We start from the raw sequence: 24,558 nt of genomic DNA, 5'->3' as shown, positions 1-24,558 counted from the left end.
GGAGGATCATCGACGACATGGCAGCTCAGCCCGCCACCGTCGCCCGTCCGACCATCCGCGAACTGGACGCGCTCGGCGACCTCGAGGAGGTCTACGCGCTGTTCGACCGGATCTGGCAGCCGGACCGGTCCAATCCGCCCGTCACCGTCGAGCACCTGCGCGCGCTCACCCACGCCGGCAACTACGTCGCCGGCGCCTACGACGGCGACGAGCTGATCGGCGCCTGCGTCGGGTTCTTCGCCGCGCCACCGGGCCGGTCGATGCACTCGCACGTCGCGGGCGTCTCGTCCGCCGCGCGCGGCCGGCACGTCGGGTTCGCGCTCAAGGCGCACCAGCGGGAGTGGGCGCTGGAGCGCGGGCTCAGCGAGATCACCTGGACGTTCGACCCGCTGGTGCGCCGCAACGCCTACTTCAACCTGGCCAAGCTGCAGGCCCGGCCGGGCGACTACCTCGTCGACTTCTACGGCGACATGGACGACGCGATCAACGGCGGGCAGGGCAGCGACCGGCTGCTGATGCGCTGGCGGCTGGACGCGCCGGAGGTGGTGGCGGCCTGCGCGGCCGGCGGCGGAACCGGCGCGGTGGTGCCCTCCGACGCCGTCGCGGCGCTGGCCGAATCGCCGTCCGGTCGACCGCAGGCCGCACCCCGGTCGTCGTGGGCGCGGGCGGCGCGGGTGACGGTCGCGACGCCGCCCGACATCGAGGCGCTGCGCGCCGCCGACCCCGTCGCGGCCCGGCAGTGGCGCGGCGCGATGCGCGACGTGCTCGGCGAACTGCTCGGCGACGGGGCGCGGGTGACCGGGTTCACCCGGTCCGGGATGTACGTGGTGGAGAGGACGGACACGTGAAGATCACCGGGTTCGAGCTGCGCCGGATCGCGATGCCGCTGGTGGCGCCGTTCCGGACGTCGTTCGGCGTCGAGACCGAGCGGGACGTGCTGCTGGTGCGCGCCGTCACCCCCGACGGCGACGGCTGGGGCGAGTGCGTCGCGATGAGCGAGCCGCTCTACTCGCCGGAGTACGCCGATGGGGCGGCGCAGGTGATCGAGCGGTTCCTCGCGCCGCGGCTGTTCGCCGCCGGCGACCTCGGGCCGCTGGACGTCGCGCGGCTGCTCGAGCCCGTCCGCGGGCACCGGATGGCGAAGGCGGCGCTGGAGACCGCGGTGCTGGACGCGTGGCTGCGCGCTCGCGGTGAGTCGTTCGGGTCCTATCTCGGCGCCGTGCGCGACCGCGTGCCGGCCGGCGTCTCCGTCGGGATCATGGACTCGATCCCCGCCCTGCTCGACGCCGTCGCCGGGTACCTCGACCAGGGCTACCTGCGGATCAAGCTGAAGATCGAGCCCGGCTGGGACGTCGCGCCGGTGCGTGCCGTGCGTGCGCGGTTCGGCGATGACGTGATGCTGCAGGTCGACGCGAACGCCGCCTACACGCTGGCCGACGCCCGGACGCTGGCCGCCCTCGACGAGTTCGGGCTGCTGCTGATCGAGCAGCCGCTGGCCGAGGACGACCTGCGCCAGCACGCCGTCCTGGCGCGGCTGCTCAGCACCCCGATCTGCCTCGACGAGTCGATCGAGTCGGCCAAGGACGCCGCCGACGCGCTGCTGCTGGGCGCCTGCTCGATCATCAACGTCAAGCCCGGCCGGGTCGGCGGCTACCTGGAGGCGCGGCGCATCCACGACCTCGCGGTGGCGCACGGCGCGGCGGTCTGGTGCGGCGGCATGCTGGAGACCGGCCTCGGCCGCGCGGCCAACGTCGCGCTGGCGGCGCTGCCCGGCTTCACCCTCCCCGGCGACACGTCGGCGTCGGACCGCTACTTCGCCCAGGACGTGACGGCCCCGTTCGTGCTGTCCGACGGCCACGTGGCCGTCCCGTCCGGCCCCGGCCTCGGCGTCGAGCCGCTGCCCGACGTCCTGGCCTCGCTCACGACCTCGACCGCCTGGCTTCCGGCCGGCTGACCGCGCGGTCCGGCAGAACCGGATGGCATCTCGCGCCGATGCATCCCCATCGGCATGCACGGCCTCACGGTCGCCGAGATCGAACGTGCGCCAGGAGCACAGGCATTTCTCCACCGGCTGTTCACCGTGCGGGAAGTGCCGACCTTCACCATCCAAAACGCTCCGAGCGTCGTCGACTACGTGGATCTGGCGTTGAGAGGTGGGTTCCCGGCGGTTGTCGGCCTGTCCGAGGTCGCCCGTGCGGCCTGGCTCGACGGGTACCGCGACGAGCTGATATATCGAGATGCCACCGAGTTCGGTGGGATCAGAGCACCGGAGCGACTCAGCGCACTCCTCACGGCCGTCGCACACAACATCGCAGGGTCGCCGACCGAGACCAGCTTCGCGACAGCGGCAGGCATCGACGTCCGAACTGCGCGAACGTATCTCGATCTGCTCGAAGGCCTCCGTATCGTCGAGCGTCTGCCGGCCTGGCATTCGAATCGCTTCACCCGCCTTGTGAAGGCACCGAAGTACCACCTGACCGATACTGGCTTGGCGGCCGCCGTCATCGGAGTCGACGCCACCGCCGTACTGAGATCCGGGGATCTCCTCGGCAGGCTGATCGAGTCGTTCGTCGTGGCGCAGCTTCGCCCTCTGCTCGCTCTGGCTCTCCATCGCTGACCATGGGGCACCTTCGCGAGCGCGGTGGCGATCGAGAAGTGGATCTCGTGCTCGAGTCACGGACCGGCGATCTCGTCGGCGTCGAGGTCAAGGCGGCCGCAGCCATCTCTGTCAAGGACGCCAAGCACCTTCTCTGGATGCGAGATCAACTGGGCAGCAGGTTCCGTCGCGGCATAGTGATGCACACGGGGCCGACAGCGTTCGCGCTTGCGGATCGCGTCCATGCCGTACCCATCGCAGCCCTGTGGCGCTGGCCCTCCGACGCGGGCGAGCACTGATGCCCCCCGGGGGTCGATTGCTAGGCGGCCGCTTGAACACTTGCTCGCTCCCTTTGCAATGAGCACCTATACGCATCGATGCGTATAGGTGCTCATTGCAAAGCAGGCCGCACGATGGACCGCCGTTCGTCATCGCGCACCAAGTGGGTGGCGCGGATTGTAGAGTTCGACGAACTCCTGCCGGTCCCCCGCGTGTTTGGCTTCAGAGGTGTTGCGCATGACCCTGCGACCGAGGGCCACGCTCGGCCGTGTCCTCGACGATCTCGGGTCGACGCTGCTCGAGGTGGTGGCCGGGCGGGTCGAGCCGGGCCGGTCGGTGGGCGGGGTGGTCATCCACGACCCGCTGGACCCGCCGTCGATGCCGGCCGACGCGCTGGTGCTGGGGGTGGGACTGGCGTCGTCGGGCGAGATCGCGGACGTCGTGCGGTCGATCGCCGCCGAGGGGGCGGTCGGGCTCGTGGTGCGGGTCCCGGTCGACACCGACGACGATGTGCGGTGGGCCGTCGCGGACGAGGGGCTGGTGCTGTTCGGCCTGACCCGCGGCGCCTCGTGGGCGCAGGTCGCGGCCCTGCTGCGCAGCCTGCTGGCGCTGGACGACCTCGGCGGCGTCGACGACCAGACGCTGGCCGGCGCCGGGGCCGGCGACCTGTTCGCGCTGGCCGGCGCGGTGTCGGCGCTGCTGGACGCGCCGCTGACGATCGAGGACCTGAACTCACGGGTCATCGCGTTCTCCGCCGACCAGGACCGCGCCGACGAAGGACGCAAGGAGACCGTGCTCGGCCGCCAGGTGCCCGAACGCTACCTGCGCGAGCTGGAGCGGCAGGGCGCCTTCCGTGCGCTGTACGCGTCCGACCAGCCGGTGTACCTGCCGGAGATCGAGGGCACCGGGCTGCCGCGGGTGGCGATCCGGGTGCGCGCGGGCGACGAGATCCTGGGCTCCATGTGGGCGGCCGTGAAGGAGCCGCTGAGCGCCGAGCGCGAGCAGGCCTTCGTCGACGCGGCGAAGCTGGTGGCGCTGCACATGCTGCGGCACCGCGCGGGCGCGGACGTCGAGCGGCGGCTGCGGGCGGAGCTCGTCGCGACGGTGGTCGAGGGCGGCCCCGCGGCCGGTGACGCCGCCAGCCGGCTGGGCCTGGCCGGCGGTCCGGCCTGCGTGCTGGCGCTGGCCGTGCCCGGCGAGGCCGAGCCGTCCTCCGTCGAGGCCGACCTGCAGCGGGTCGCGGGCGCGTTCGCGCTGCACCTCGCCGCCGTCCACCCGCGGTCGGCGGTGGCGCTGGTCGGCGGTGTGGTCTACGGCGTCATCCCGCTGGCCGCCGACGGGCCGGACGCCGACCTGCGCGCGGTCGCCGTCGCCGAGGAGTTCCTCAGCCGCATCGGCGCCCGCAGCCGCGTCGTCGTCGGCATCGGCGGGGTCGCGGCCGGACCGGCCGGGCTGCCGCAGTCGCGCGCCGACGCCGATCGCGCGGTCCGCGTGCTGCGGACCCGGCCGGCCGGCGCCCGCGTCGCCCGGCTCACCGACGTGCAGATTTCCGCGTTCCTGCTGGAGCTGGGCAGCGCGATGGCGGCCGAGCGGCGTGTCCCGTCCGGCCCGGTGGCCCGGCTGGCCGCCTACGACCGCCGGCACCGCGCGCAGATGGTTCCGACGCTGCGCGCCTGGCTCGACGCGTTCGGCGACGTGACGGCGGCCGCGGCGGCCACGCACGTGCACGTCAACACGTTCCGGTACCGGCTGCGGCGGGTCGGCGAGATCGGCGGGCTGGACCTCACCGACCCCGACGCAAGGTTCGCGGCCATGCTCGAACTGCGGCTGCGCGCGATGGTTGATCACCCCACGGCCTGACCGTAGGGTGACCAACCATGCCCGCACCCGCGCCCCGGCCGCGCGACCTCAGCCCGGCGGAGACCGGGTTCGTGCGGCAGCGCCCGGTGCCCTGGCTGAACCCCGGCCTGCTCGCCGGCACCGCCGTCCGCGTCCTGCTCGCGTACCTGTTCGGCGGCTACCTCGACAAACGCGAACTGCAGGCGGCACTGCCCGACCGCGCGTACGACCACTCCGCCGCCGACGAGCTGTGGTTCGACTACACCGCCGACGTCGGCGACGGCTTCGACGCCACCTACTCGGTCGCGTCGCTGCTGGCCCGGCCGGAGCTCATGCTCGACGACGGCCGGCTGCTGCCGCGTGGCGCCCTGCTCGTGCTCGGCGGCGACCAGGTGTACCCGACGGCGTCCAGCCCGGCCTACGACAACCGCTGGAAGGGCCCGTACCGCGCCGCCCTGCCCGACCTCGCCGCCGAGACGCCGTCGCTGTACGCGCTGCCCGGCAACCACGACTGGTACGACGGCCTGACGGCGTTCCTGCGGCTGTTCGCGCAGGGCGACACCATCGGCGGCTGGCGCACCCGGCAGGGACGCAGCTACTTCGCGCTGGAGCTGCCGCACGGGTGGTGGCTGTTCGCCGTCGACATCCAGCTGTCCTCGTACATCGACGAGCCGCAGCTGGACTACTTCCGCCGCGTCGCCGAGCGCCTGACGCCGGAGAGCCGCATCATCCTGGCGCCGGCCCAGCCGTCGTGGGTGAAGACGCACGAGCGGCCCGACGCCTACGACAGCCTCGACTACTTCATCCGCACGATCATCGAGCCGACCGGCGCCCGCGTCCCGCTGCTGCTCTCCGGCGACATGCACCACTACGCGCGCTACACCGGCGACGGGCCGGACGGACGCGGCCGCCAGCTGGTGACCTGCGGCGGAGGCGGCGCCTACCTCGTCGGCACCGACCACCTGCCCGAGGCCGTGGATGTCCCGCCGGAGCAGACCATCACCCGGCGGCGCAGCACCCCGCGACGCTACGAGCTGGTCGCGGCGTACCCGTCGCGGCAGGCGTCGCGGCGGCTGGGGTGGCAGGTGTTCGCCCGGCTGCCGCGGCGCAACCCCGGCTTCGTCGGGCTGCTCGGGCTCATGCAGACGCTGCTCATGCTGGCCTTCGTCACGTCGCCGGAGCATCTCATCACGCCCGCGACGGTCACCGGGGTGGCCGCCGTGCTGGCCGGTACGGCGGTGTTCACGCTGGTCCTGGGCGTGCGGACGCGCAAGCACATCGTCGCGGCGCTGCTCCATGCGGTACCGCACGTGGCGCTGGCGCTCGGGGGAGCGGCGGCGTGGTCGGCGCTGCCGCTGTCCGACCTGCCGAACCCCTGGGTGACGCTGCTGACGTTCGCCGTCTACGGGCCGGTGATCGGGCTGCTCGACACCTGGGTCGTCTGCGCGTACCTGCTGGTCGCGCGGTACTTCGACGTCAACGTCAACGAGCTGTACGCGGGCCTGGGCATCGAGGACCAGAAGAGCTTCCTGCGCTTCCACATCGGCCGCGACGGGTCGCTGACGCTCTACCCGGTGACGGTCGAGCGGGTGGCGCACGCCTGGCGGGCCGACCCGGGCGGCGCGCCGGGCACGCCGTGGATCGTCCCCGCGGAGCCGCTGCACGCCACGCTGGCCGAGCCGCCGGTACTGCTCGACGGGCCGCGGAGGGGTGCCGGATAGGCTGGATCCCGGCCGAGCCGGGGGAGGCGACACATGCGGTTCCTGCACGACCAGGTCCCTGACCAGGACCTCACCTACAGCGACGTGTTCCTCGTGCCGAACCGTTCTCAGGTGGGGTCGCGGCTCGACGTCGACCTCACCACCGCCGACGGCACGGGCACGACCATCCCGCTGGTCGCGGCGAACATGACCGCGGTGTCCGGGCGGCGCATGGCCGAGACGCTGGCGCGCTGCGGCGGCCTCGCCGTCATCCCGCAGGACATCCCGCCGGGCGTCGTCGCCGACGTCATCGCGTGGGTGAAGGCCCGGCACACCGTCTACGACACCCCGCTGACCATGCCGCCCGACGGCACCGTCGGCGAGGCGTACAACCTGCTGCCCAAACGCGGCCACGGCGCCGTCATCGTGGTCGAGGACGGCCGCGCCGTCGGCGTCGTCACCGAGGCCGACTGCCAGGGCGTCGACCGCTTCACCCAGCTGCACTCGGTGATGTCGCGCGAGCTGCTGACGCTGCCCGCCGGCGTCGCGCCCGAGGAGGCGTTCACCCAGCTCCACGACGGACGGCACCGGCTGGCCCCGGTGGTCGGGCCGGACGGCCGCATCGCCGGCATCCTGACCCGCGAGCGGGCGCTGCGGGCCACCCTGTACCAGCCGTCGCTCGACGACGGCGGGCGGCTGCGCATCGGCACTGCGGTCGGTATCAACGGCGACGTCGAGGGCAAGGCGAAGGCGCTGCTCGCGGCCGGCACCGACGTGCTGGTCGTCGACACCGCGCACGGCCACCAGGAACGCATGCTCGACGTCCTGCGCCGGGTCCGCGCGCTGGACCCGCAGGTACCCGTCGTCGCCGGCAACGTCGTCACGGCCGAGGGCGTCAGCGACCTCGTCGCGGCGGGCGCCGACATCGTCAAGGTCGGCGTCGGACCGGGCGCCATGTGCACCACCCGCATGATGACCGGCGTCGGCCGGCCGCAGTTCTCCTCCGTCCTCGAGTGCGCCGCGCGCGCCCGCGACCTGGGCGTCCGCATCTGGGCCGACGGCGGCGTGCGGCACCCGCGCGACGTCGCGCTGGCGCTGGCCGCGGGCGCCGACAACGTCATGATCGGGTCCTGGTTCGCCGGCACCTACGAGTCGCCCGGCGACGTCCTGCGCGACGGCGAGGGCCGGCTGTACAAGGAGAGCTTCGGCATGGCGTCGGCCCGCGCCGTCCGGTTGCGCACGGCCGAGGACTCCGCGTTCGAGCGGGCCCGCAAGGGCATCTTCGAGGAGGGCGTCTCGCAGGCGCGCATGTATCTCTCGCCGTCGCGGCCCAGCGTCGAGGACCTCGTCGACACCATCGTCGCGGGTGTGCGCAGCGCATTCACCTACGTCGGCGCCGCGACCATCGAGGAGTTCCGCGAGCGGGCCGTCGTGGGTGTGCAGAGTGCTTCGGGCTACACCGAGGGGATGCCCGTGGACGTGAGCTGGTGAGGGCCGTCCGGTACGCCCGGTACGGCGGTCCTGACGTGCTGTCGCTGGACGCCGTCGAGCTGCCCGAGCCCGGGCCCGGCGAGGTGCGGGTCGCGGTCCGCGCCGCCGGCGTCAACCCGTACGACTCCAAGGCGCGGCGCGGCCTGTACGCGCACGAGAGCGCGCCGGCCGAGCCGGCGCGGGTCGGCCTGGAATGCTCCGGCGTCGTCGACGCGCTCGGCCCCGACGTCGATGGCTGGGCGGTGGGCGACGCGGTGTTCGGGCTGGCGCCCGGGTCGGCCGCCACCCACGTCGTCGTCCCGGCCGCGGGGCTGGTGGCCAAGCCGGGCGCAATGACGTTCGTGCAGGCGGCCGCGTTGCCCGTGGCCTGCGAGACGGCGTTCCGGGTCATCCGCCTGCTGGACGTCCGCGCCGGCGACGTCGTGCTCGTGCATGCCGCCGCGGGTGCTGTCGGCCTGGTGGCGAGCCAGCTGGCGCTGGCCCGCGGCGCCCGGGTCATCGGCACCGCTGGCCCGGCCAACCACGAGTTCCTCTCCTCCCTCGGCGTCGAGCCCGTCCGCTACGGCGACGGTCTGGCCACGCGGGTGCGAGCGCTCGCCCCCACCGGCGTCGACGCCGTCCTGGACGCGTCCGGGCGCGACGTGCTGCCGGTCTCCGTCGAGCTGGCCGGCGGCCCGGACCGGGTCGTCACCATCGCCGACGGCTCCGCGTCGCAGTACGGCGTGCGGGCCAGCTGGAGCGCCGACCTGCCGCTGCCGCAGGTGTTCGAGACCGTGCTGCCGCTGGTCGAGCAGGGGACGGTGCGGATGCCGATCGCCGCCACGTTCCCGCTCGAGCAGGTCGCGGAGGCGCAGGAGCTCAGCGAGACCGGCCACCTGCGCGGCAAGATCGTCCTGACAGTGGACTGACCGACCCAGGTCCCGCCGTTCGCCGCTCTGCGGCAGTGGCCGTCCCCCTGGCGCCCATTCTCTTGGCCGCGGCACCGCGCCTCGAGCGGACCCGATTGGCGCTTCGCGCGATGGGCGACCGCTTGACCCGCGGCACCGCGGCCCAAGAACGGGCACCTATCAGGGGGACGGGGAAGTGCGGGCACAGCCCGCCCGGTGCACCGCCAGCCGCCAGCCGCCAGCCGCCAGCCGCCGGCCCCTGGCTGGGTGGTGCCCGGTGCGCCGTCGCCGGGTCGTGCAGGCGGCGGTTGGCCACTTCGATAGCGGGCATTGCGTTCTGGGCGCCGTTGCGGGCCGATCGCGTGGGTTCCGGCTATCGAAGTCGGTTCCGCGGCCGGCTCGGCGACACCGGGGCGTGCCCAGTCCTTCCCCGTCCCCCTGATAGGTGCCCGTTCTTAGGCCGCGGGCGTGCGGGTCAAGCGGACCTTCGCCGGCGCGAAGCGCCCCGCAAGTCCGCTTGAGGCGCGCGTGCGCGGCCAAGAGAATGGGCGCCAGGGGGACGGCCGACTGGCGAACAGCGGCGCACGGCAGCAAACCGGCGAACTGAGGCAATGGCGAGCCGACTCAGGCCGCGAGCCGCGCCAGCAGGTCGGTGGCCGGCACCGAGCCGGGCGCCCGCCGCTCCCGCGCCGCCACCACGGCCAGCTGCCTGACCAGCTCGTTCGCCGGGGCCGGCACGCCGTGCAACCGCCCCAGCAGCACGATCTCGCCGTTGAGGTGGTCGGCCTCGATGGTGTCGGTGCCGCGCAGCAGGCTCTGCACCGACGAGCCGCCCTCAGGTGCCTGGCCCTCGAAGGCGGGCGTCCGCAGCAGGTCAGCGCGCCGGGCGCGGTCGGTCTCGTCGTCGACGACGTCGATGCCGGCCGCCGCGAGCACGGCCTCGCCCTCGGACCGCAGCAGCTCCGTGACCTGCGCGGCGGGGCCCGAGCCGGTGCCGCACAGGGCGGTGACCGCGTTGCCGAGGTTCATGATCAGCTTGCGGTACTTCCACCGCATGATGTCGTCGCGCGCCTCGGAGACGAACCCGGCCTTGGAGAACGCGGCCGCCACCGACCGCGCGGTCTCGTCGACGCCGCCGGGGTAGCGGCCGAGGTCGAGCAGGCCCGGGACCGGCGCCGACCGCGCCTGGACGACGCCCGGCTCGATGTGCGCAGCCGGGAACATCACGCACACGCCGTACACGTGCGAGAACAGCCGCAACGCCAGGCGCTCGTTGGCCACGCCGTTCTGCAGACACACGACCGGCGTCGTCGACGAGGCGACCAAGCGCAGCGCGTCCAGCGCGGCCGGCGTGTCCTGGCTCTTCATGGTGAGCAGCACCACGTCGTCCGGGCCGACCCCGGCCTCGGCGGGCGACCCGTACGCGGGCACCGGCACTGTCGTCGCGCCCTCCGGCGACTCCAGCCGCACCCCGCCGGAGCGGATGGCGGACAGGTGCGCGCCGCGGGCGATCAGCCGCACGTCGAAACCGGCGGAGTGCAGGCGCGCACCCAGGACGCCGCCGACGGCGCCGGCGCCGTAGATCACGAAAGCCATGGTCGGTACGGTATCGAGCCGCCCTCCGCAGTAGAATTCCGCGGCGTGACCGAGTCCACTCTTCCCGAGCCCACCCTGCCGTCCGTCTACGACCCGGCGGCGGTAGAGGCGCCGCTCTACGAGGGCTGGGTCGAGCGCGGCTATTTCGAGGCCGACGAGAAGAGCGACAAGCCCCCGTACTGCATCGTCATCCCGCCGCCCAACGTCACCGGGTCGCTGCACCTGGGCCACGCGTTCGAGCACACGCTGATCGACGCGCTGGTGCGGCGGCGGCGCATGCAGGGCTACGAGGCGCTGTGGATGCCGGGCATGGACCACGCCGGCATCGCCACCCAGAACGTCGTCGAGCGCGAGCTGGCCAAGACCGGGACCTCCCGCCACGACCTCGGCCGCGAGGCGTTCGTCGAGAAGGTCTGGGAGTGGAAGGCCGAGTCCGGCGGGCGCATCCTCGCGCAGATGCGCCGGCTCGGCGACGGCGTCGCCTGGAGCCGCGAGCGGTTCACCATGGACGACGGCCTGTCCCGGGCGGTCCAGACCATCTTCAAGCGGCTCTACGACGACGAGCTGATCTACCGCGCCGAGCGCATCATCAACTGGTGCGTGCGCTGCCACACCGCGCTGTCCGACATCGAGGTCGAGCACAGCGACGACGACGGCGAGCTGGTCTCGATCCGCTACAGCGACGACGTCGTCGTGGCCACCACGCGGGCCGAGACGATGCTCGGCGACACCGCCGTGGCCGTGCACCCCGACGACGAGCGCTACCGGCACCTCATCGGCACCGAGGTCGAGCTGCCGCTGACCGGCCGGCGCATCCCGATCGTCGGCGACCCGCACGTCGACCCGTCGTTCGGCACCGGCATGGTGAAGGTCACGCCGGCGCACGACCCCAACGACTTCGAGATCGGCCGGCGCCACGACCTCCCGATGCTCACCATCATGGACGAGCAGGGCGTCATCACCGCGCACGGCCCGTTCCAGGGTCTCGACCGCTTCGAGGCCCGTCCGGCCGTCGTCGCCGCGCTGCGCGCCGAGGGCCGCATCGTCTCGGAGAAGCGGCCGTACGTGCACGCCGTCGGCCACTGCTCGCGGTGCAAGACCGTCGTCGAGCCGCGGCTGTCGCTGCAGTGGTGGGTCAAGGTCGGCCCGCTCGCGCGGGCCGCCGGCGACGCCGTCCGCGACGGCCGGGTCGCCATCCACCCGAAGTCCATGGAGTCGCGCTGGTTCGGCTGGGTCGACGACATGCACGACTGGTGCATCTCGCGGCAGCTGTGGTGGGGCCACCGCATCCCGGTCTGGTACGGGCCGGACGGCGAAGTGGTGTGCGTCGGCCCCGACGACGACGTCCCCAGCGGCGAGGGCTGGACGCAGGACGAGGACGTGCTCGACACCTGGTTCTCGTCGGCGCTGTGGCCGTTCTCGACGCTCGGCTGGCCCGACGAGACCCCGGCGCTGGAGAAGTTCTACCCGAACCAGGTGCTGGTCACCGGCTACGACATCCTGTTCTTCTGGGTGGCCCGGATGATGATGTTCGGGCTCTACGCGAACACCGAGGTGCCGTTCCACACCATCGCGCTGCACGGCATGGTCCGCGACGAGCGCGGCAAGAAGATGTCGAAGTCGTTCGGCAACGCCGTCGACCCGCTCGACTGGATGGACGCCTACGGGTCCGACGCGCTGCGGTTCACGCTCGCGCGCGGCGCCAACCCCGGCGCTGACGTCCCCATCGGGGAGGACTGGGTCCAGGCGTCGCGCAACTTCTGCAACAAGCTCTGGAACGCCACCCGGTTCGCGCTGATCAGCGGCGCCCGCGTGGGTGAGCTGCCGCCGTCGGAGGAGCTGACGTCGGCCGACCGGTGGATCCTGTCGCGGCTGAACACCGTCCTCGCCGACGTCGACGCCCAGTTCGAGGACTACCAGTTCGCCAAGCTCAGCGACACCCTCTACCACTTCGCGTGGGACGAGTTCTGCGACTGGTACGTCGAGCTGGCGAAGACCCAGCTGGGCGGCGCCGCGGCCGAGAACACCCGGCTGGTGCTCGGGCACGTCCTCGACCGCCTGCTGCGGGTGCTGCACCCCGTCACGCCGTTCGTCACCGAGGCGCTGTGGACGACGCTGACCGGCCAGGAGTCGCTGGTGGTGGCCGACTGGCCGCAGCCCGACGCGTCGCGCCAAGACGCCGCGGCCGAGGCCACCGTCGCCGAGCTGCAGCGGCTGGTCACCGAGGTGCGCCGGTTCCGCAGCGACCAGGGGCTCAAGCCCGGCCAGAAGGTGCCGGCCCGGGTGGCCGGCGGCGCGGCCGAGCACGAGGCCGCGTTCCGGTCGCTGACCCGCCTCACCACGCCCGACGACGGCTTCGCGGCCACCGCGCAGGTCGTGGTCGGCGCCGTCACCGTCGAGCTGGACCTCTCCGGCGCCGTCGACGTCGAGGCCGAGCGCAAGCGCCTGAGCAAGGATCTCGCCAACGAGCGCAAGGCGCTGGAGCAGGCGCTGCGCAAGCTCGGCAACGAGCAGTTCCTGGCCAAGGCGCCGGAGTCCGAGGTCGACAAGGTCCGCGGCCGGCGCACGGCCGCCGAGGCCGAGATCGCCCGGCTCGAGGCGCAGCTGGCCGGGCTCCCGCAGGGCACGCCGTGACCGACGACGTCCTCGCCGGCATCGAGGCGGAGCTGCTGGCCCGGCGGCCCGAGACGCGGGTCGAGCCGTCGCTGGAGCGCATCCGCGACCTCGTCGACCTCCTCGGCAACCCGCAGCGCGCCTACCCCGTCCTGCACATCGGCGGCACCAACGGCAAGACGTCGACGGCGCGCATGGCCGACGCGCTGCTGCGCGAGCTGAACCTGCGCACCGGGCGCTACACCAGCCCGCACCTGCAGTCGGTCACCGAGCGCATCGTCATCGACGGCGAGCCCGTCACGCCGCAGCGCTTCGCCGCCACGTATGCCGAGGTCAAGCCGTACCTCGACCTCGTCGACTCCAAGCACGACGTCGCGCTGGGCTACTTCGAGGTGCTGACGGCGCTGGCCTACGCCGCGTTCGCCGACACCCCGGTCGAGGCCGCCGTCGTCGAGGTCGGCATGGGCGGCGCGTGGGACGCCACCAACGTCGCCGACGGCCGCGTCGCGGTCGTCACCCCCGTCGCCGTCGACCACGTCGAGTACCTCGGCGACACCATCGAGGAGATCGCCACCGAGAAGGCCGGCATCATCAAGCCCGGCGGCTACGCGATCCTCGGCCCGCAGACCGCCACCGCCGCGCAGATCCTGCTGGCCCGCGTGGCCGAGACCGGCGCCACGGTGGCCCGGCAGGGGCTGGAGTTCGGCCTGCGCAGCCGCGAGATGGCCGTCGGCGGGCAGGTCATCGGCCTGCAGGGGCTGACCGGGCCGTACGACGAGATCTTCCTGCCGCTGCACGGCGAGTACCAGGCGCACAACGCGGCGGCCGCGCTGGCCGCCGTCGAGGCGTTCGTCGGGGGCGGGCGCGAGCCGCTCGACGCCGACCTCGTCCGGGCCGCGTTCGCCCGGGTCACCTCGCCCGGACGGCTCGAGGCGCTGCGCCGCGGCCCCGTCGTCCTCGCCGACGCCGCGCACAACCCGGCCGGCGCGGCGGCGCTCGCGGCGGCGCTCACCGAGGAGTTCGCCGGCACCGCGCTGGTGGCCGTCGTCGCCGCCATGGCCGACAAGGACGTCGAGGGCATCCTCACCGAACTGGAGCCGGTGGTCGAGGCCGTCGTCGTCACGGAGAACTCGTCGCCGCGCACCATGCCGGTCGACCAGCTGGCCAACATCGCCGTCGACGTATTCGGCCAGGACCGCGTCCACCAGGCGGTGCCGCTGCCCGAGGCGGTCGACACCGGCCTGGCGCTGGCCGAGCGCGAGGAGTCGCTGGGCGGCTATGGCGTCGTCGTCACCGGCTCGGTCGTGACGGCGGGCGACGCGCGGGTGGCGTTCGGGGCGGCGTCGTGAACCGCATCGCCGCCACCATCCTGTCGATCCAGGTCATCGTCGTCCTGCTGGCCGTCCCGGTCGCCATCAACATCGCCGACGTCGGGCGCGGGCCGGCCTGGCTGGCCGGTGGGGGCATCGCCCTGCTGTGCGTGTTCGGCGCGGCGACGGTGCGCCGCGGGCGGCCCGGCTACGTGCTCGGGACGGCGGCCCAGGTGGGCTCGATCGCCGCCGGCTTCGTCGTGCCGCAGATGCTCATCCTGGGCGGCATCTTCGCCCTCCTGTGGTTCGTCCTTCTGCGCATCGGCCCGCAGGTCGAGCGGGAGAAGGCGGCGCGCGAGGCGCAGCAGGACGACGGCTGAGCTACAGGCCGGGGAACCAGAGGTCGAGCTCGCGCTTGGCCGACTCGGGGGAGTCGGAGGCGTGCACGAGGTTCTCGGAGTTGGACAGCGAGAGGTCGCCGCGGATGGTGCCGGGCGCGGCCTTGCGGCCGTCGGTGGCGCCGTTCATGGCCCGCACGACGTCGATGGCCTGGTCGCCCTCGAGGACGAGCGCGACCAGCGGGCCGCCGGTGACGAACTCGCGCAGCGCGGGGTAGAACGCCTTCTCGACGTGCTCGGCGTAGTGTGCGTCGGAGAGGGTGGGGTCAATGGTGCGCTGGTCCAGCGCGACGATGGACAGGCCCTTGCGTTCGTAGCGGGCCAGGATCTCCCCGATCAGGCCGCGGCGGACGGCGTCGGGCTTGATCAGGACGAGCGTGCGCTCGGACACGGGTGCTCCTGTGCGGTCGGACGGATCGGCAATGGTCAGACAGTAGCCAATACGACGGCCCGCACACGCGTCAGGTGCGTGGCAGCGGCGATGAAAGGCTCGTGAAAGCGGCCGCCGGTAGCGTCCACCGTGCTGGGTGAACATCTGGCAGGGGGCATGACCACGGTCAGGCGTCCGAGGTAATGTTCCCCCGAACGTCCAGGGGGCAGCGGGGTTGCCGACAGGTCGAGGCTCCGATCCGGTCCCCCCGGCTGCACCCGGCCGTCCCGGCCGGTTCGGGAGGGCAGCGACGGGGAGACGAGGCAGGAGCGGTAGAGGCACCTCATGGCGGGGACAACTCAGACCACTGACGCGGCCAACGAGCGCCAGCGCGCACGGGAACAGCGCGGCATCCGCAGCAACCAGCGGGTCCGCGCCGACAGCACGCGGCTGCCATCGCCGCCGCGGCAACGCCGCCCGGCACTGGCCGCGCTGGCGGTGCTGCTCATCGTCGGCGGGGCGGCGGTCGCCGCGCTGCTGGCCATGCGCGTCGACGAACGCACGCCCGTGCTCGTCCTGGCCGGGCCGGTCGCCGCGGGCGAGCAGATCGCCCGCGAGGACCTCGAGACCACGCAGGTCGCCTCCGAGCTCGACAGCCTCATCCCGGAGTCGCAGGCCGACGACGTCGTCGGACGGTACGCCCGGGTCGCCCTCGCCGAGGGCCAGCTGCTCGACACCACCATGCTGGAGACGCAGGCGCCGCTGTCGGAGGGCCAGACCGCCGTCGGCGCGTTCCTCGCGCAGGGCTTCCTGCCGGCCGGCGGGCTGCGGGCCGGCGACATCGTCGACCTCGTGTCCATCGTCACCGGTGAGGGCAAGACCGTCGTCGAGGGCGCGCGGGTCGCGTCGGCCACCGCGGCCGAGGGCACCGGCAACACCGGCGGCGGGGCCGGCTCCATGGTCACGCTGCTGGTCGACCGCGGCGACGCCGCCACCGTCGGCGGCCTGGCCGCCACCAACCAACTGGTCGTCACGCTGGTCGAGCGGGGCGTCCCGTTCGACTCCGAGGAGGACTGACCCGGTGCTCATCGCGTTCGCGTCCGCCAAGGGCTCCCCGGGCGTGACCACCACGGTCAACGCCCTCGGCGCCATCTGGCCGCACGACGTCGTGGTCGCCGACTTCGACCCCGCCGGCGGCGACCTCGCCCTGCGTCACCGCGACGCCGAGGGCGAGCCGCTCGACCCCGAGCGCGGCCTGCTCTCGCTGGCCGCGGCCGCGCGCCGGGGCGTCGCCGAGGCCCATCTGGCCGAGCACCTGCAGACCGCCGACGGCGGCCTCGACCTGCTGGCCGGCGTCACCCGGCCCGAGCAGCTCACCGGCATCGGCTCGGCCTGGCCCGCGCTCGGCACCATGCTCAAGAACATGCCGGTCGACGTGCTGGTCGACTGCGGGCGCATCGTCCCCGGCACGCCGCTGCTGCCGGTCATGAACGCCGCCGACGCCGTCGTCTTCGTGGTCCGGCCGGGCATCGAGTACTACGCGCACCTGCGCGAGCGGCTGCGCTGGCTGGCCGAGCCGCTGCAGATCGGCTCGGCCGGCAGCATCCCGGTCGGCATCGCGCTGGTCACCGACAGCCGCGACACCGCGGGCCCGCGCGATCTCGACCGCCTGCTGCAGCACGACGGCCACCAGGTCACCGTGCTGGGCCGCGTCGCCGACGACCCCAAGGCGGCGGGCGCGCTGGCCGGCCGGTGGAGCCGTCGCATCGACCGCTCGCTGCTCGTCCGCTCGGCCCGCGAGCTCAGCGACTCCGTGCGCCGGCTGGCCGAGGCACACACGCGCATCCCGAGCAGGAGCTGACCACGGTGGACCAGAACCTCGTCCGCACCCTCCGCGAGGAGGTCGCCGACACCCTCGCCCGGCAGCGCCGCGACGACGCCTCCAACGGCATCCCGCCGATGTCGGGCGAGGACGAGCGGCAGTTCGCCCGCGCCGTCATCAGCCGGGTCCTCGACGCGCACGCCCGGGCCGAGATCGCGGCCGGGCGCACGCCGCCGTCGGCGGAGGAAGAGGAGGAGATCTCCTCCGGCATCCACGCCGCGCTGTTCGGCGTCGGCCGGCTGCAGCCGCTGCTCGACGACCTCGACGTCGAGAACATCGACATCAACGGCTGCGACAACGTCTTCATCCAGTACTCCGACGGCCGCGAGGTCAACGGCGCGCCGGTCGCCGAGAGCGACGACGAGCTGGTCGAGCTGGTGCAGATCCTGGGCGCCTACTCCGGCCTCACCAGCCGCCCGTTCGACTCCGCGAACCCGCAGCTCGACCTCCGCCTGCCCGACGGCAGCCGGCTCTCGGCCGTCATGGGCGTGTGCGCCCGGCCGGCCATCTCGATCCGGCGTGCCCGGCTGTCGCGGGTGCACCTCGACGACCTCGTCGGCTACGGCTCGGTCACCGAGGAGCTGGCCGCGTTCCTGTCCGCGGCCGTGGCCGCGCGCAAGAACATCATGATCGCCGGGGCCACCAACGCCGGCAAGACCACCATGCTGCGGGCGCTGGCCAACGAGATCCCGGCGGGCGAGCGGCTCATCACCGTCGAGCGGGCGCTCGAGCTGGGCCTGGGCGAGTTCGCCGACCTGCACCCGAACGTCGTCGCGTTCGAGGAGCGGCTGCCCAACTCCGAGGGCCAGGGCGCCATCACCATGGCCGAGCTGGTCCGCCGCAGTCTGCGCATGAACCCCAGCCGGGTCATCGTCGGCGAGGTGCTGGGCGACGAGATCGTCACCATGCTCAACGCCATGAGCCAGGGCAACGACGGCTCGCTGTCGACCATCCACGCCAACAGCTCGATCGAGGTGTTCAACCGCATCTCGACCTACGCCATCCAGTCGGTCGAGCGGCTGCCGGTCGAGGCGACGATGATGCTGATCGCCGGCGCCATCGACTTCGTCGTGTTCGTCGAGAAGCGCAACGAGTTCGCCGAGGGCGGCCGGCTGCGCCGGTTCGTGTCCAGCATCCGCGAGATCAACGGCGTCGACGGCCGGGTGCTCTCCAGTGAGATCTTCGCCTCCGGCCCCGACGGCGTCGCCGTGCCGGCCGCCCCCATCGCCTGCATCGAGGACCTCATCGCGGTGGGCTACGACGCCAACGCGGGCGTGGTCGCGTGAGCCCCACCATCCTGCTGATCACCCTCATCGGCGCCGCTATCGGCGCCGCGGTGCTGCTGCTGATCGTCGCGATTCGCGGCAGCGAGCCGAAGCCGCCGTCGCCGGGCTCGAACCGGTCGGTGGTCGAGCGGCTGGGGAAGCAGACGGTGTACGGCATCGTCGCCGGCGTGGGCACGCTGCTGCTGACCCGCTGGCCGGTGGCGGCCATCGGTGCCGGTCTGCTCGTGGCGTTCTGGCCGGCGCTGTTCGGCGGGGCGAAGGAGGAGCGGACGTCCATCGCACGGCTCGAGGGGCTGGCGTCGTGGACCGAGTCGTTGCGCGACACCATCGCCGGCGCCGTCGGCCTCGAGCAGGCCATCCCGGCCACGGTGTACGCGGCAGCGCCGTCCATCCAGCCGCAGCTGCGGCTGCTGGCCGACCGGCTGCGCATCCGCATGCCGATGCCCGAGGCGCTCGAGCGCTTCGCCGACGACCTCGACGACGCCAGTGCCGACCTCGTCGTGTCGGCGCTGATCCTCAACGCCCGGCTGCGTGGGCCGGGCCTGCGGCAGGTGCTGTCGTCGCTGGCCGACTCCGCGCGCGCCGAGCTCGACATGCGCCAGCGGGTCATGGCCGGCCGGGCCAGCACTCGCCGCTCGGTGCAGATCGTCGTCGGCGTCAGCCTGTTCTTCATGGTCGGCCTGTCGATCGTGAACCGCAGCTTCGTCGAGCCGTACAACTCGCCGGCCGGGCAGATCGTGCTGGGCGTCGTCATCGGCATCTTCGCCATCGGCTTCCTCTGGATGCGCCGGCTGGCGAAGTTCGAGACGCCGGCCCGGTTCCTGGTCACGGCCGAGCCGGGGGAGGTGCGAGCATGACGCTGGTCCTGGTCGCGGGCGCCATCGCCGGCGCGGGCGCGCTGCTGCTCGGCTACGTGCTCGCGGTCCCGCGGGTCAACCCGGCGGCCGCGCTGGCCCGCCTCGACGCCGAGCGCAGCCGGGCCCGTCGCGACCGCCTCACCGCGGCCACCGTCACGTCCGGCAGCGGCGAGTCCGCCACGATGCGCCGGTTCGGCGGCCGGCTGCGCGGCGCGCTGGAGGGCGTGGGGATCAACCTCGGCTCGCTGCGCCGCGACCTCTCGCTGCTCGGCAAGTCCGTCGAGGGCCACCTCGCGACGTCGGTGCTGGCCGCGCTGGTCGGCTTCCTGATGCCGGTGGTCCTGGCCGCGATCCTCTCGTTCGCGCAGGTCGGGCTGAGCATCCCGGCCGGCACCGTCATCGGCATCGTCCTCGCGCTGATCTTCGGGCTGATCCCGACGCTGTCGGCACGGTCCAGCGCGGCCGACCGCCGCCGCGACTTCCGTCACGTCGTCGGCTCGTTCCTCGACCTCGTCGCGATGAACCTCGCCGGCGGCCGCGGCGTCCCCGAGGCGCTGCAGGCGGCGTCGTCGCTCAGCGACGGATGGGCCATGGTGCGCATCCGCGATACGCTGCTGACCGCCCGGCTGCACGGCGTCACCCCCTGGGCGGCGCTGGGCGAGCTGGGCGACGAGGTCGGCGTCGACGAGCTGCGCGACCTCGCCGCGGCGCTGGCGCTGGTCGCCGAGGACGGCGCCAAGGTGCGCGAGTCGCTGGCCGCGCGGGCCGGCTCGCTGCGGCGCCGCGAGCTGGCCGAGATCGAGGGGAAGGCCGGGCAGCGGTCGCAGTCCATGCTGGTCGCCCAGCTGGTGCTGTGCTGCGGGTTCCTGCTCTTCCTCGTGTACCCCGCGTTGATGGGGGTGCTGGAGCAGAGTTGACGACCTTCGCGAATCGAACCACCTACCCCACCACGAGGAGAAGTCCCTCATGACAACCCCCATCGGATGGCTGCTGCTGAGCCTCCAGGTGCACATCGAGCGGGCCCGGCGCGCCCCCGAGCGCGGCGCGTCGGCCATCGAGTTCGTCATCATCACGGCGATCCTCGTGGCCCTCGCCGCCGCCGTCGGCGTGGTGATCTACCGTCTGGTCACCGACGAGGCCGAGTCCATCGACATCCCGGACGCCCCCGGCGGCGGGCTCTGACGCAGCGATGAACGTCGTCCAGGCGCGGCTCGCACGGCTGCGGTCGAGACCGGAGCGGGGTGCGAGCGCCATCGAGCTCGCGCTGTACACCCCGATCATGTTCTTGATCATCTTCATCATCGTGCAGTTCTCGCTGACCTGGCACGGCAACCAGATCGCGGCCGCGGCGGCGCGTGAGGCGGCCCGGACGGCGCGCATCGGCGGCGGCACCCCGGAGGCGCTGGCGGCGGCCGAGGCCCGCGGCCGCGAGTACGCCGACGCCGTCGGCAACGGCCACCTGGTGATCACCGAGATCAACGCCATCCAGGTGGGCGAGAACGTCCGCGTCACCGTCCGCGGCCGGTCGACGGAGATCATCAACAACCTGGCGCCCGAGGTCACACAGACGATCGAGGGCCCCATCGAGCAGTTCGTGCCGGACCTGTGATCGGCCGGCTGAGGGCCGCGCGCGCGGCGAGGAGAGAGGAGGGATCCATGGCCATCGAGGTCGTGATCCTCGCCCCTGTCCTCATCGCGGTCATGATGCTGATCGTCGGGCTCGGCCGGTACGTCGACCGCCGCGGCGACGTCGAGGCGATGGCCCGCGACGCCGTGCGCTCGGCGTCGCTGCAGCGCGACGTGTCGTCGGCCCGGCAGGCGGCGCAGGCCATCGTCGACAGCACCCGCCCCGGTGGCGTCAGCTGCGCGCCGGTGCAGCTCGGCGGCACCTTCGCGCCCGGCGAGATGATCAGCGTCCGGGTCACCTGCCAGGTCAGCTTCGACGGCCTCGGCTTCGCCGGCTTCCCGGGCAGCACGACGCTCGAGGGCGAGAGCTTCGCACCCATCGACGAGCTGCGGGGGTCGCTGTGAGGCGGGCGGCGCGGTCGGAGCGGGGCGCCATCAGCGCCATGGTCGTCACGCTGACGGTCATGTTGTTCATGCTGGCCGGGCTGGTCATCGACGGAGGGTTCGCCATCAACGCGCGGCAGCGACTGTACGACGACGCCGAACAGGCGGCCCGCGCGGCCGCGAACCAGATCGACATCGAGGCGTTGCGCGAGACGGGACAGGTGGTCCTGCTGGAGGCCGAGGCACGGCAGGCCGCCGTCGACTACATGAGCGCGCGCGGCTACGCCGCCGGACAGGTGACGGTGAACTTCAACGGCAACGAGGTGTCCGTGCACGCCGAGGACCGGGTGAACACCTCGCTGCTGCAACTGATCTTCATCGAGGACTTCCCCATCGAGGGGGAGGCCACGTCACGCCCGGCGGTCGGCATCACGGGGGAGTTGTGATGAACGAGAGCAGGGGGCGCCGCGCGTCGCGGCCGCAGACCCGGACGGAGCGCACGTCGCGGCCGGTGTCGCCGATCGAGGCGTCGGTCACGGCCACCGCGTCGCTGCGCGAGACCGGGCCGCAGCGGTTCCAGCGCCGCGGCGTGCCGGAGGCCAAGCGCAGCATGCCGCAGGCCGTCGCGGCCGGGTTCGCGCTGGCGCTGCTGGTCATCGGCGTGCCGGTGCTGCTGCTGATCCTCGGCGGCCCGCCGCCGATCCCGACGTCCATGCCCGGGCGCGACGACCTCACCGCCACCATCGGCGCCGAGCAGGTGGTCGGCGTGCTGCTGTGGGTGGTGTGGCTGGCCTGGCTGCAGTTCACCATCTGCGTGCTGACGGAGTTGCGCAGCGCGGTCCGCGGCGTCGGGCTGCCCGGACGGGTGCCGCTGTCCGGCCCGACGCAGCGCTTCGCCCGCGCGCTGGTCGCGTCGGTGCTGGTCGCCACCGCGGCGGTCGGCCAGGCGGCGGCCGCCTCACCGGCCGCCGCGCCCGAGGCGCCGCCCGTCGGCACCAGCGTCACGGCCGAGGCCTACGACGGCCAGGCCGAGGTCACCGTCCAGCAGGAGGCGCCGGCCGCCGCCGCGCCCGCCGAGGGCGAGATCGAGTACCGCCTCGGCGACATGGTGCTCGACCCCGAGGAGGGCGCCGAGCTGGTCGGCCAGAAGGTCTACATCGTGCAGCCGCCCGACGGCCGCTACCACGACAACCTCTGGGACATCGCCGAGCGCACCCTCGGCGACGGCCGCCGCTACCAGGAGATCTTCGAGTTGAACCGCGGCCGCGAGCAGCCCGACGGCCACGAGCTGTCGCTGGCCCGGCTGATCTACCCGAACTGGCTGCTCATCGTCCCGGCCGACGCCGCGGGCGTCGACGTCGTCACCGCCGAGACGCCGGCGCCGGAGACGCCGCCCCCGCCGCCGGCCCCGCCGGTCGGGTCCGAGGAGGGCGGTGGCCAGCAGGAGGGCATCGGCGAGACCGGCGCCGGGCTGTTCGCCGACTTCGTCGCCACCGGTGAGGCCGAGTCCGTCAACACCAACCCGCACGCCGGCCTCATCGACGCCGGGCTGCTGGCCGCGGGCGTGCTGGCCGCGCTGGAGCTCATGCGCCGCCGCCGGCGCACGCCCGAGCCGGGCGCCGACGAGGTCGAGGCCGAGGTGGCGCTGCGCATCGGCGCCGACCCCGACCGCGCCCGCTGGCTCGACTACGCGCTGCGGCACCTGGCGTCGTCCTGCCAGGAGGCCGGCCGGCCGCTGCCCCCGGTGTACACCGCCGTGGTCGACAGCGCCTCGGTCGAGCTGCTGCTGGCGCCGGCCCGGGTCGACGCGCCGGAGCCGTGGTCGGTGCTCGACGAGGGCCGCCGCTGGATCCTGAACCGCGCCGACGTCGCCGTCGACCCCGAACTGCGCGGCCGCGTGCTGGCGCCGTACCCCGGCCTGGTCTCGCTCGGCCGCAGCGGCGACCGCGACGTGCTCGTCGACCTCGAGGCGGCCGGCGGCCCCATCTGCATCGACGGCGACCCGGAGGCCACCTTCGAGGTGGTCACCGCGCTGGCCGTCGAGCTGGCCACCAACCAGTGGTCCGACCACCTGCGGGTCACCGCCGACGGCCTGCCCGACGCGCTCAGTGTCTTCGACCCGGGCCGGTTGCGGCTGGTCGACGGCGTCGAGCCGCTGCTGCCCGAGCTGGCCGCCCGCCGCGCCGACCGCCTGGGCACCGACGTGCTCACCGGCCGGGTCCGCCCGGGTGGCGCCGGCAACTGGATGCCCGAGTACCTCGTGCTGGGCACGCCGCCCACCGGCGAGCTGGCCGAGCAGCTGGTGGCGCTGACGAACGCCGCCGGGCGGTCGCCGCTGGGCGTGGTCTGCGCCGGCGAGGTGCCGGGCGCGCGCTGGCGCATCCACGTCGACGCCGCCGGCACTCTGGAACTGCCCGCGCTCGGGCTGTCGGTGCGGGCCAACCAGCTGTCGTGGCGCAGCATCGAGGCGCTGGTCGGCCTGGTCGACCCGGACCGCAGCCACGACCCCGACCCCGGCGCGCCGAACCTCAACGAGGCCTGGCTGCCCGAGGTCCGGCCCGAGGTGCCGCAGGTGCGCACGCTGGTCACCGAGGCCGAGCTGGCCACGGCGCCGGTGCGGGTGTACATCCTGGGCCCTGTGGTCGTGCAGGCGCGCACCGAGATCGAGGCCGAGCGCCGCGCGCTGGCCACCGAGATCGTCGTGCACCTGGCGCTGCACCGCGAGGGCGTGCACCCGACGGTGCTGGCGGCGGCCGTGTGGCCGCGCGGCGTCACGGCGGCGGTGCGCGAGTCCACGTTCGCGCGGGTGCGCGAGTGGCTGGGCGTCGACCGCGCCGGGTCGCCGTACCTGCTGATGACCGAGGACGGCCGGCTGAAGCTGAGCGACACCGTCGTCCTCGACTGGGACGTCGTGTGCGCGCTGCTCAGCCAGGCGCGGCAGACGCGGCGCCCGTCCGAGGAGGCCGACCTGCTGCGGCGGGCGCTGCGGGTGGCCCGCGGCCCGGTGCTGAGCGAGCGGCCGCAGGGACGCTACGCCTGGATCGCCCGGGCGCGCGTCGAACGCGTGGCGTCGGACCTGCTGGTCGACGCCGCGCACCGGTTGTCCGTCATCACCCGCGACGGCGGCGACCCGGCCACGGCGGGAGCCGCGGCCCGGGCCGGGCTGCGGGTCAGGCCGGCCGAGCAGTTGCTCTGGCGCGACCTGATCCTCGCCCAGCACGCCGTCGACGGGCGGGGCGGAGTCATGGCGGTGGAGGGCGAGATGAGCGAGACCCTCCTCGGCATCGGTGATATCGAACTCGCGCCGGAGACGGTCGCGCTGCTCGAGGAACTGGTGCCGGGCGGAGGAGGGAGACATCGCGATCTCGCATAGTTCGAAACCCTCGATCATTTCCGAAGGAGGTACCCCGAAACGTCTCGGGAATCATTCATGAATGGGCACGC

The 24,558-nt window shown here is 73.5% G+C and carries 23 protein-coding genes; 21 read left to right on the top strand and 2 right to left on the bottom strand.

Going from position 1 to position 24,558, the window contains the following annotated elements; all coding sequences use genetic code 11:
- Positions 1–17: 17 nt before the first annotated feature.
- The 8 genes from BLU82_RS21220 to BLU82_RS21185 all read left to right on the top strand — a co-directional run bounded on the left by BLU82_RS21220 (position 18) and on the right by BLU82_RS21185 (position 8,813).
- Positions 18–848, top strand: a complete 831-nt coding sequence (locus tag BLU82_RS21220) for a GNAT family N-acetyltransferase (protein ID WP_197682371.1) — start codon at positions 18–20, stop codon at positions 846–848.
- Positions 845–1,954: an o-succinylbenzoate synthase gene (gene menC, locus BLU82_RS21215; protein ID WP_172885664.1), complete on the top strand. Its 1,110-nt coding sequence runs from the start codon at positions 845–847 to the stop codon at positions 1,952–1,954. The genes BLU82_RS21220 and menC overlap by 4 nt, the downstream gene beginning before the upstream one ends.
- A gap of 54 nt (positions 1,955–2,008) precedes the next feature.
- Positions 2,009–2,617, top strand: coding sequence for an ATP-binding protein (locus BLU82_RS21210; protein WP_092623062.1), 609 nt, complete (start codon positions 2,009–2,011; stop codon positions 2,615–2,617).
- A 38-nt stretch (positions 2,618–2,655) separates the two neighbouring features.
- A complete protein-coding gene (locus tag BLU82_RS21205; RefSeq protein WP_157741167.1) occupies positions 2,656–2,895 on the top strand; it encodes a hypothetical protein in 240 nt (79 codons plus the stop codon).
- A gap of 217 nt (positions 2,896–3,112) precedes the next feature.
- Complete coding sequence (locus BLU82_RS21200; protein WP_092623060.1) at positions 3,113–4,735, top strand: CdaR family transcriptional regulator; 1,623 nt, start codon at positions 3,113–3,115, stop codon at positions 4,733–4,735.
- 17 nt (positions 4,736–4,752) lie between these two features.
- Positions 4,753–6,435 carry a metallophosphoesterase gene (locus BLU82_RS21195; protein ID WP_092623059.1) on the top strand — a complete coding sequence of 561 codons (1,683 nt, stop codon included), beginning with the start codon at positions 4,753–4,755 and terminating at the stop codon, positions 6,433–6,435.
- A gap of 33 nt (positions 6,436–6,468) precedes the next feature.
- Positions 6,469–7,905, top strand: a complete 1,437-nt coding sequence (locus BLU82_RS21190; RefSeq protein WP_092623058.1) for a GuaB1 family IMP dehydrogenase-related protein — start codon at positions 6,469–6,471, stop codon at positions 7,903–7,905.
- Positions 7,902–8,813 (top strand): NADP-dependent oxidoreductase, encoded by a 912-nt coding sequence (locus BLU82_RS21185; protein WP_092623057.1) that lies wholly within the window; start codon positions 7,902–7,904, stop codon positions 8,811–8,813. The genes BLU82_RS21190 and BLU82_RS21185 overlap by 4 nt, the downstream gene beginning before the upstream one ends.
- A gap of 603 nt (positions 8,814–9,416) precedes the next feature.
- On the opposite strand, the gene BLU82_RS21180 is transcribed toward BLU82_RS21185, so the two are convergent.
- Positions 9,417–10,388: a ketopantoate reductase family protein gene (locus BLU82_RS21180; protein WP_092623056.1), complete on the bottom strand. Its 972-nt coding sequence runs from the start codon at positions 10,386–10,388 to the stop codon at positions 9,417–9,419.
- Positions 10,389–10,433: 45 nt separating this feature from the next.
- On the opposite strand from BLU82_RS21180, the gene BLU82_RS21175 reads away from it, so the two are divergent.
- Genes BLU82_RS21175 through BLU82_RS21165 form a run of 3 tightly spaced genes read left to right on the top strand, consistent with a single transcriptional unit; the run spans position 10,434 to position 14,691 of the window.
- Entirely contained in the window at positions 10,434–13,022 is a 2,589-nt protein-coding gene (locus tag BLU82_RS21175; protein WP_092623055.1) for a valine--tRNA ligase, read from the top strand.
- Positions 13,019–14,350 (top strand): folylpolyglutamate synthase/dihydrofolate synthase family protein, encoded by a 1,332-nt coding sequence (locus BLU82_RS21170; protein WP_092623054.1) that lies wholly within the window; start codon positions 13,019–13,021, stop codon positions 14,348–14,350. Before BLU82_RS21175 ends, BLU82_RS21170 begins: the two co-directional genes overlap by 4 nt.
- On the top strand, positions 14,347–14,691 hold the full coding sequence (locus tag BLU82_RS21165) for a DUF4233 domain-containing protein (RefSeq protein WP_092623053.1): 345 nt from the start codon (positions 14,347–14,349) through the stop codon (positions 14,689–14,691). Before BLU82_RS21170 ends, BLU82_RS21165 begins: the two co-directional genes overlap by 4 nt.
- Before the next feature lies 1 nt (position 14,692).
- Here BLU82_RS21165 and ndk read toward each other — a convergent pair whose 3' ends face one another.
- Positions 14,693–15,100: a nucleoside-diphosphate kinase gene (gene ndk, locus BLU82_RS21160; protein ID WP_197682370.1), complete on the bottom strand. Its 408-nt coding sequence runs from the start codon at positions 15,098–15,100 to the stop codon at positions 14,693–14,695.
- Positions 15,101–15,424: 324 nt separating this feature from the next.
- Here ndk and BLU82_RS21155 point away from each other — a divergent pair, with 324 nt between their 5' ends.
- From BLU82_RS21155 to BLU82_RS21110, 10 genes are read left to right on the top strand one after another with little or no spacing between them, the layout of a single operon-like run.
- A complete protein-coding gene (locus BLU82_RS21155; RefSeq protein ID WP_092623051.1) occupies positions 15,425–16,156 on the top strand; it encodes an SAF domain-containing protein in 732 nt (243 codons plus the stop codon).
- 4 nt (positions 16,157–16,160) lie between these two features.
- On the top strand, positions 16,161–16,940 hold the full coding sequence (locus BLU82_RS21150) for a hypothetical protein (RefSeq protein WP_092623050.1): 780 nt from the start codon (positions 16,161–16,163) through the stop codon (positions 16,938–16,940).
- A 5-nt stretch (positions 16,941–16,945) separates the two neighbouring features.
- Positions 16,946–18,247, top strand: a complete 1,302-nt coding sequence (locus BLU82_RS21145; RefSeq protein ID WP_092623049.1) for a CpaF family protein — start codon at positions 16,946–16,948, stop codon at positions 18,245–18,247.
- The gene (locus BLU82_RS21140; RefSeq protein ID WP_092623048.1) at positions 18,244–19,104 is read left to right on the top strand and encodes a type II secretion system F family protein; all 861 of its coding nucleotides are present in this window, start codon (positions 18,244–18,246) and stop codon (positions 19,102–19,104) included. The genes BLU82_RS21145 and BLU82_RS21140 overlap by 4 nt, the downstream gene beginning before the upstream one ends.
- Positions 19,101–20,021 (top strand): type II secretion system F family protein, encoded by a 921-nt coding sequence (locus tag BLU82_RS21135; RefSeq protein ID WP_092623047.1) that lies wholly within the window; start codon positions 19,101–19,103, stop codon positions 20,019–20,021. The genes BLU82_RS21140 and BLU82_RS21135 overlap by 4 nt, the downstream gene beginning before the upstream one ends.
- A gap of 49 nt (positions 20,022–20,070) precedes the next feature.
- Complete coding sequence (locus BLU82_RS21130; RefSeq protein WP_092623046.1) at positions 20,071–20,286, top strand: hypothetical protein; 216 nt, start codon at positions 20,071–20,073, stop codon at positions 20,284–20,286.
- A 7-nt stretch (positions 20,287–20,293) separates the two neighbouring features.
- Complete coding sequence (locus BLU82_RS21125; protein WP_069112120.1) at positions 20,294–20,713, top strand: TadE/TadG family type IV pilus assembly protein; 420 nt, start codon at positions 20,294–20,296, stop codon at positions 20,711–20,713.
- Between the two features lie 47 nt (positions 20,714–20,760).
- Positions 20,761–21,135 carry a TadE family protein gene (locus BLU82_RS21120; RefSeq protein WP_092623045.1) on the top strand — a complete coding sequence of 125 codons (375 nt, stop codon included), beginning with the start codon at positions 20,761–20,763 and terminating at the stop codon, positions 21,133–21,135.
- Positions 21,132–21,560, top strand: a complete 429-nt coding sequence (locus BLU82_RS21115) for a pilus assembly protein TadG-related protein (RefSeq protein WP_370246193.1) — start codon at positions 21,132–21,134, stop codon at positions 21,558–21,560. The genes BLU82_RS21120 and BLU82_RS21115 overlap by 4 nt, the downstream gene beginning before the upstream one ends.
- A complete protein-coding gene (locus BLU82_RS21110; RefSeq protein WP_092623044.1) occupies positions 21,560–24,487 on the top strand; it encodes a hypothetical protein in 2,928 nt (975 codons plus the stop codon). Before BLU82_RS21115 ends, BLU82_RS21110 begins: the two co-directional genes overlap by 1 nt.
- Positions 24,488–24,558 lie beyond the last annotated feature (71 nt).

Source organism: Jiangella sp. DSM 45060 (assembly GCF_900105175.1).
GTDB lineage: Bacteria > Actinomycetota > Actinomycetes > Jiangellales > Jiangellaceae > Jiangella.
This window is presented reverse-complemented; position numbering and strand designations above follow the sequence as displayed.

Coding starts and splice junctions, on each gene's coding strand:
- BLU82_RS21125 (WP_069112120.1), top strand. CDS start 20,294: ATGAACGTCGTCCAGGCGCGGCTCGCACGGCTGCGGTCGAGACCGGAG.
- BLU82_RS21220 (WP_197682371.1), top strand. CDS start 18: ATGGCAGCTCAGCCCGCCACCGTCGCCCGTCCGACCATCCGCGAACTG.
- BLU82_RS21195 (WP_092623059.1), top strand. CDS start 4,753: ATGCCCGCACCCGCGCCCCGGCCGCGCGACCTCAGCCCGGCGGAGACC.
- BLU82_RS21180 (WP_092623056.1), bottom strand. CDS start 10,388: ATGGCTTTCGTGATCTACGGCGCCGGCGCCGTCGGCGGCGTCCTGGGT.
- BLU82_RS21155 (WP_092623051.1), top strand. CDS start 15,425: ATGGCGGGGACAACTCAGACCACTGACGCGGCCAACGAGCGCCAGCGC.
- BLU82_RS21130 (WP_092623046.1), top strand. CDS start 20,071: ATGACAACCCCCATCGGATGGCTGCTGCTGAGCCTCCAGGTGCACATC.
- BLU82_RS21110 (WP_092623044.1), top strand. CDS start 21,560: ATGAACGAGAGCAGGGGGCGCCGCGCGTCGCGGCCGCAGACCCGGACG.
- BLU82_RS21120 (WP_092623045.1), top strand. CDS start 20,761: ATGGCCATCGAGGTCGTGATCCTCGCCCCTGTCCTCATCGCGGTCATG.
- BLU82_RS21190 (WP_092623058.1), top strand. CDS start 6,469: ATGCGGTTCCTGCACGACCAGGTCCCTGACCAGGACCTCACCTACAGC.
- BLU82_RS21200 (WP_092623060.1), top strand. CDS start 3,113: ATGACCCTGCGACCGAGGGCCACGCTCGGCCGTGTCCTCGACGATCTC.
- BLU82_RS21135 (WP_092623047.1), top strand. CDS start 19,101: ATGACGCTGGTCCTGGTCGCGGGCGCCATCGCCGGCGCGGGCGCGCTG.
- BLU82_RS21210 (WP_092623062.1), top strand. CDS start 2,009: ATGCACGGCCTCACGGTCGCCGAGATCGAACGTGCGCCAGGAGCACAG.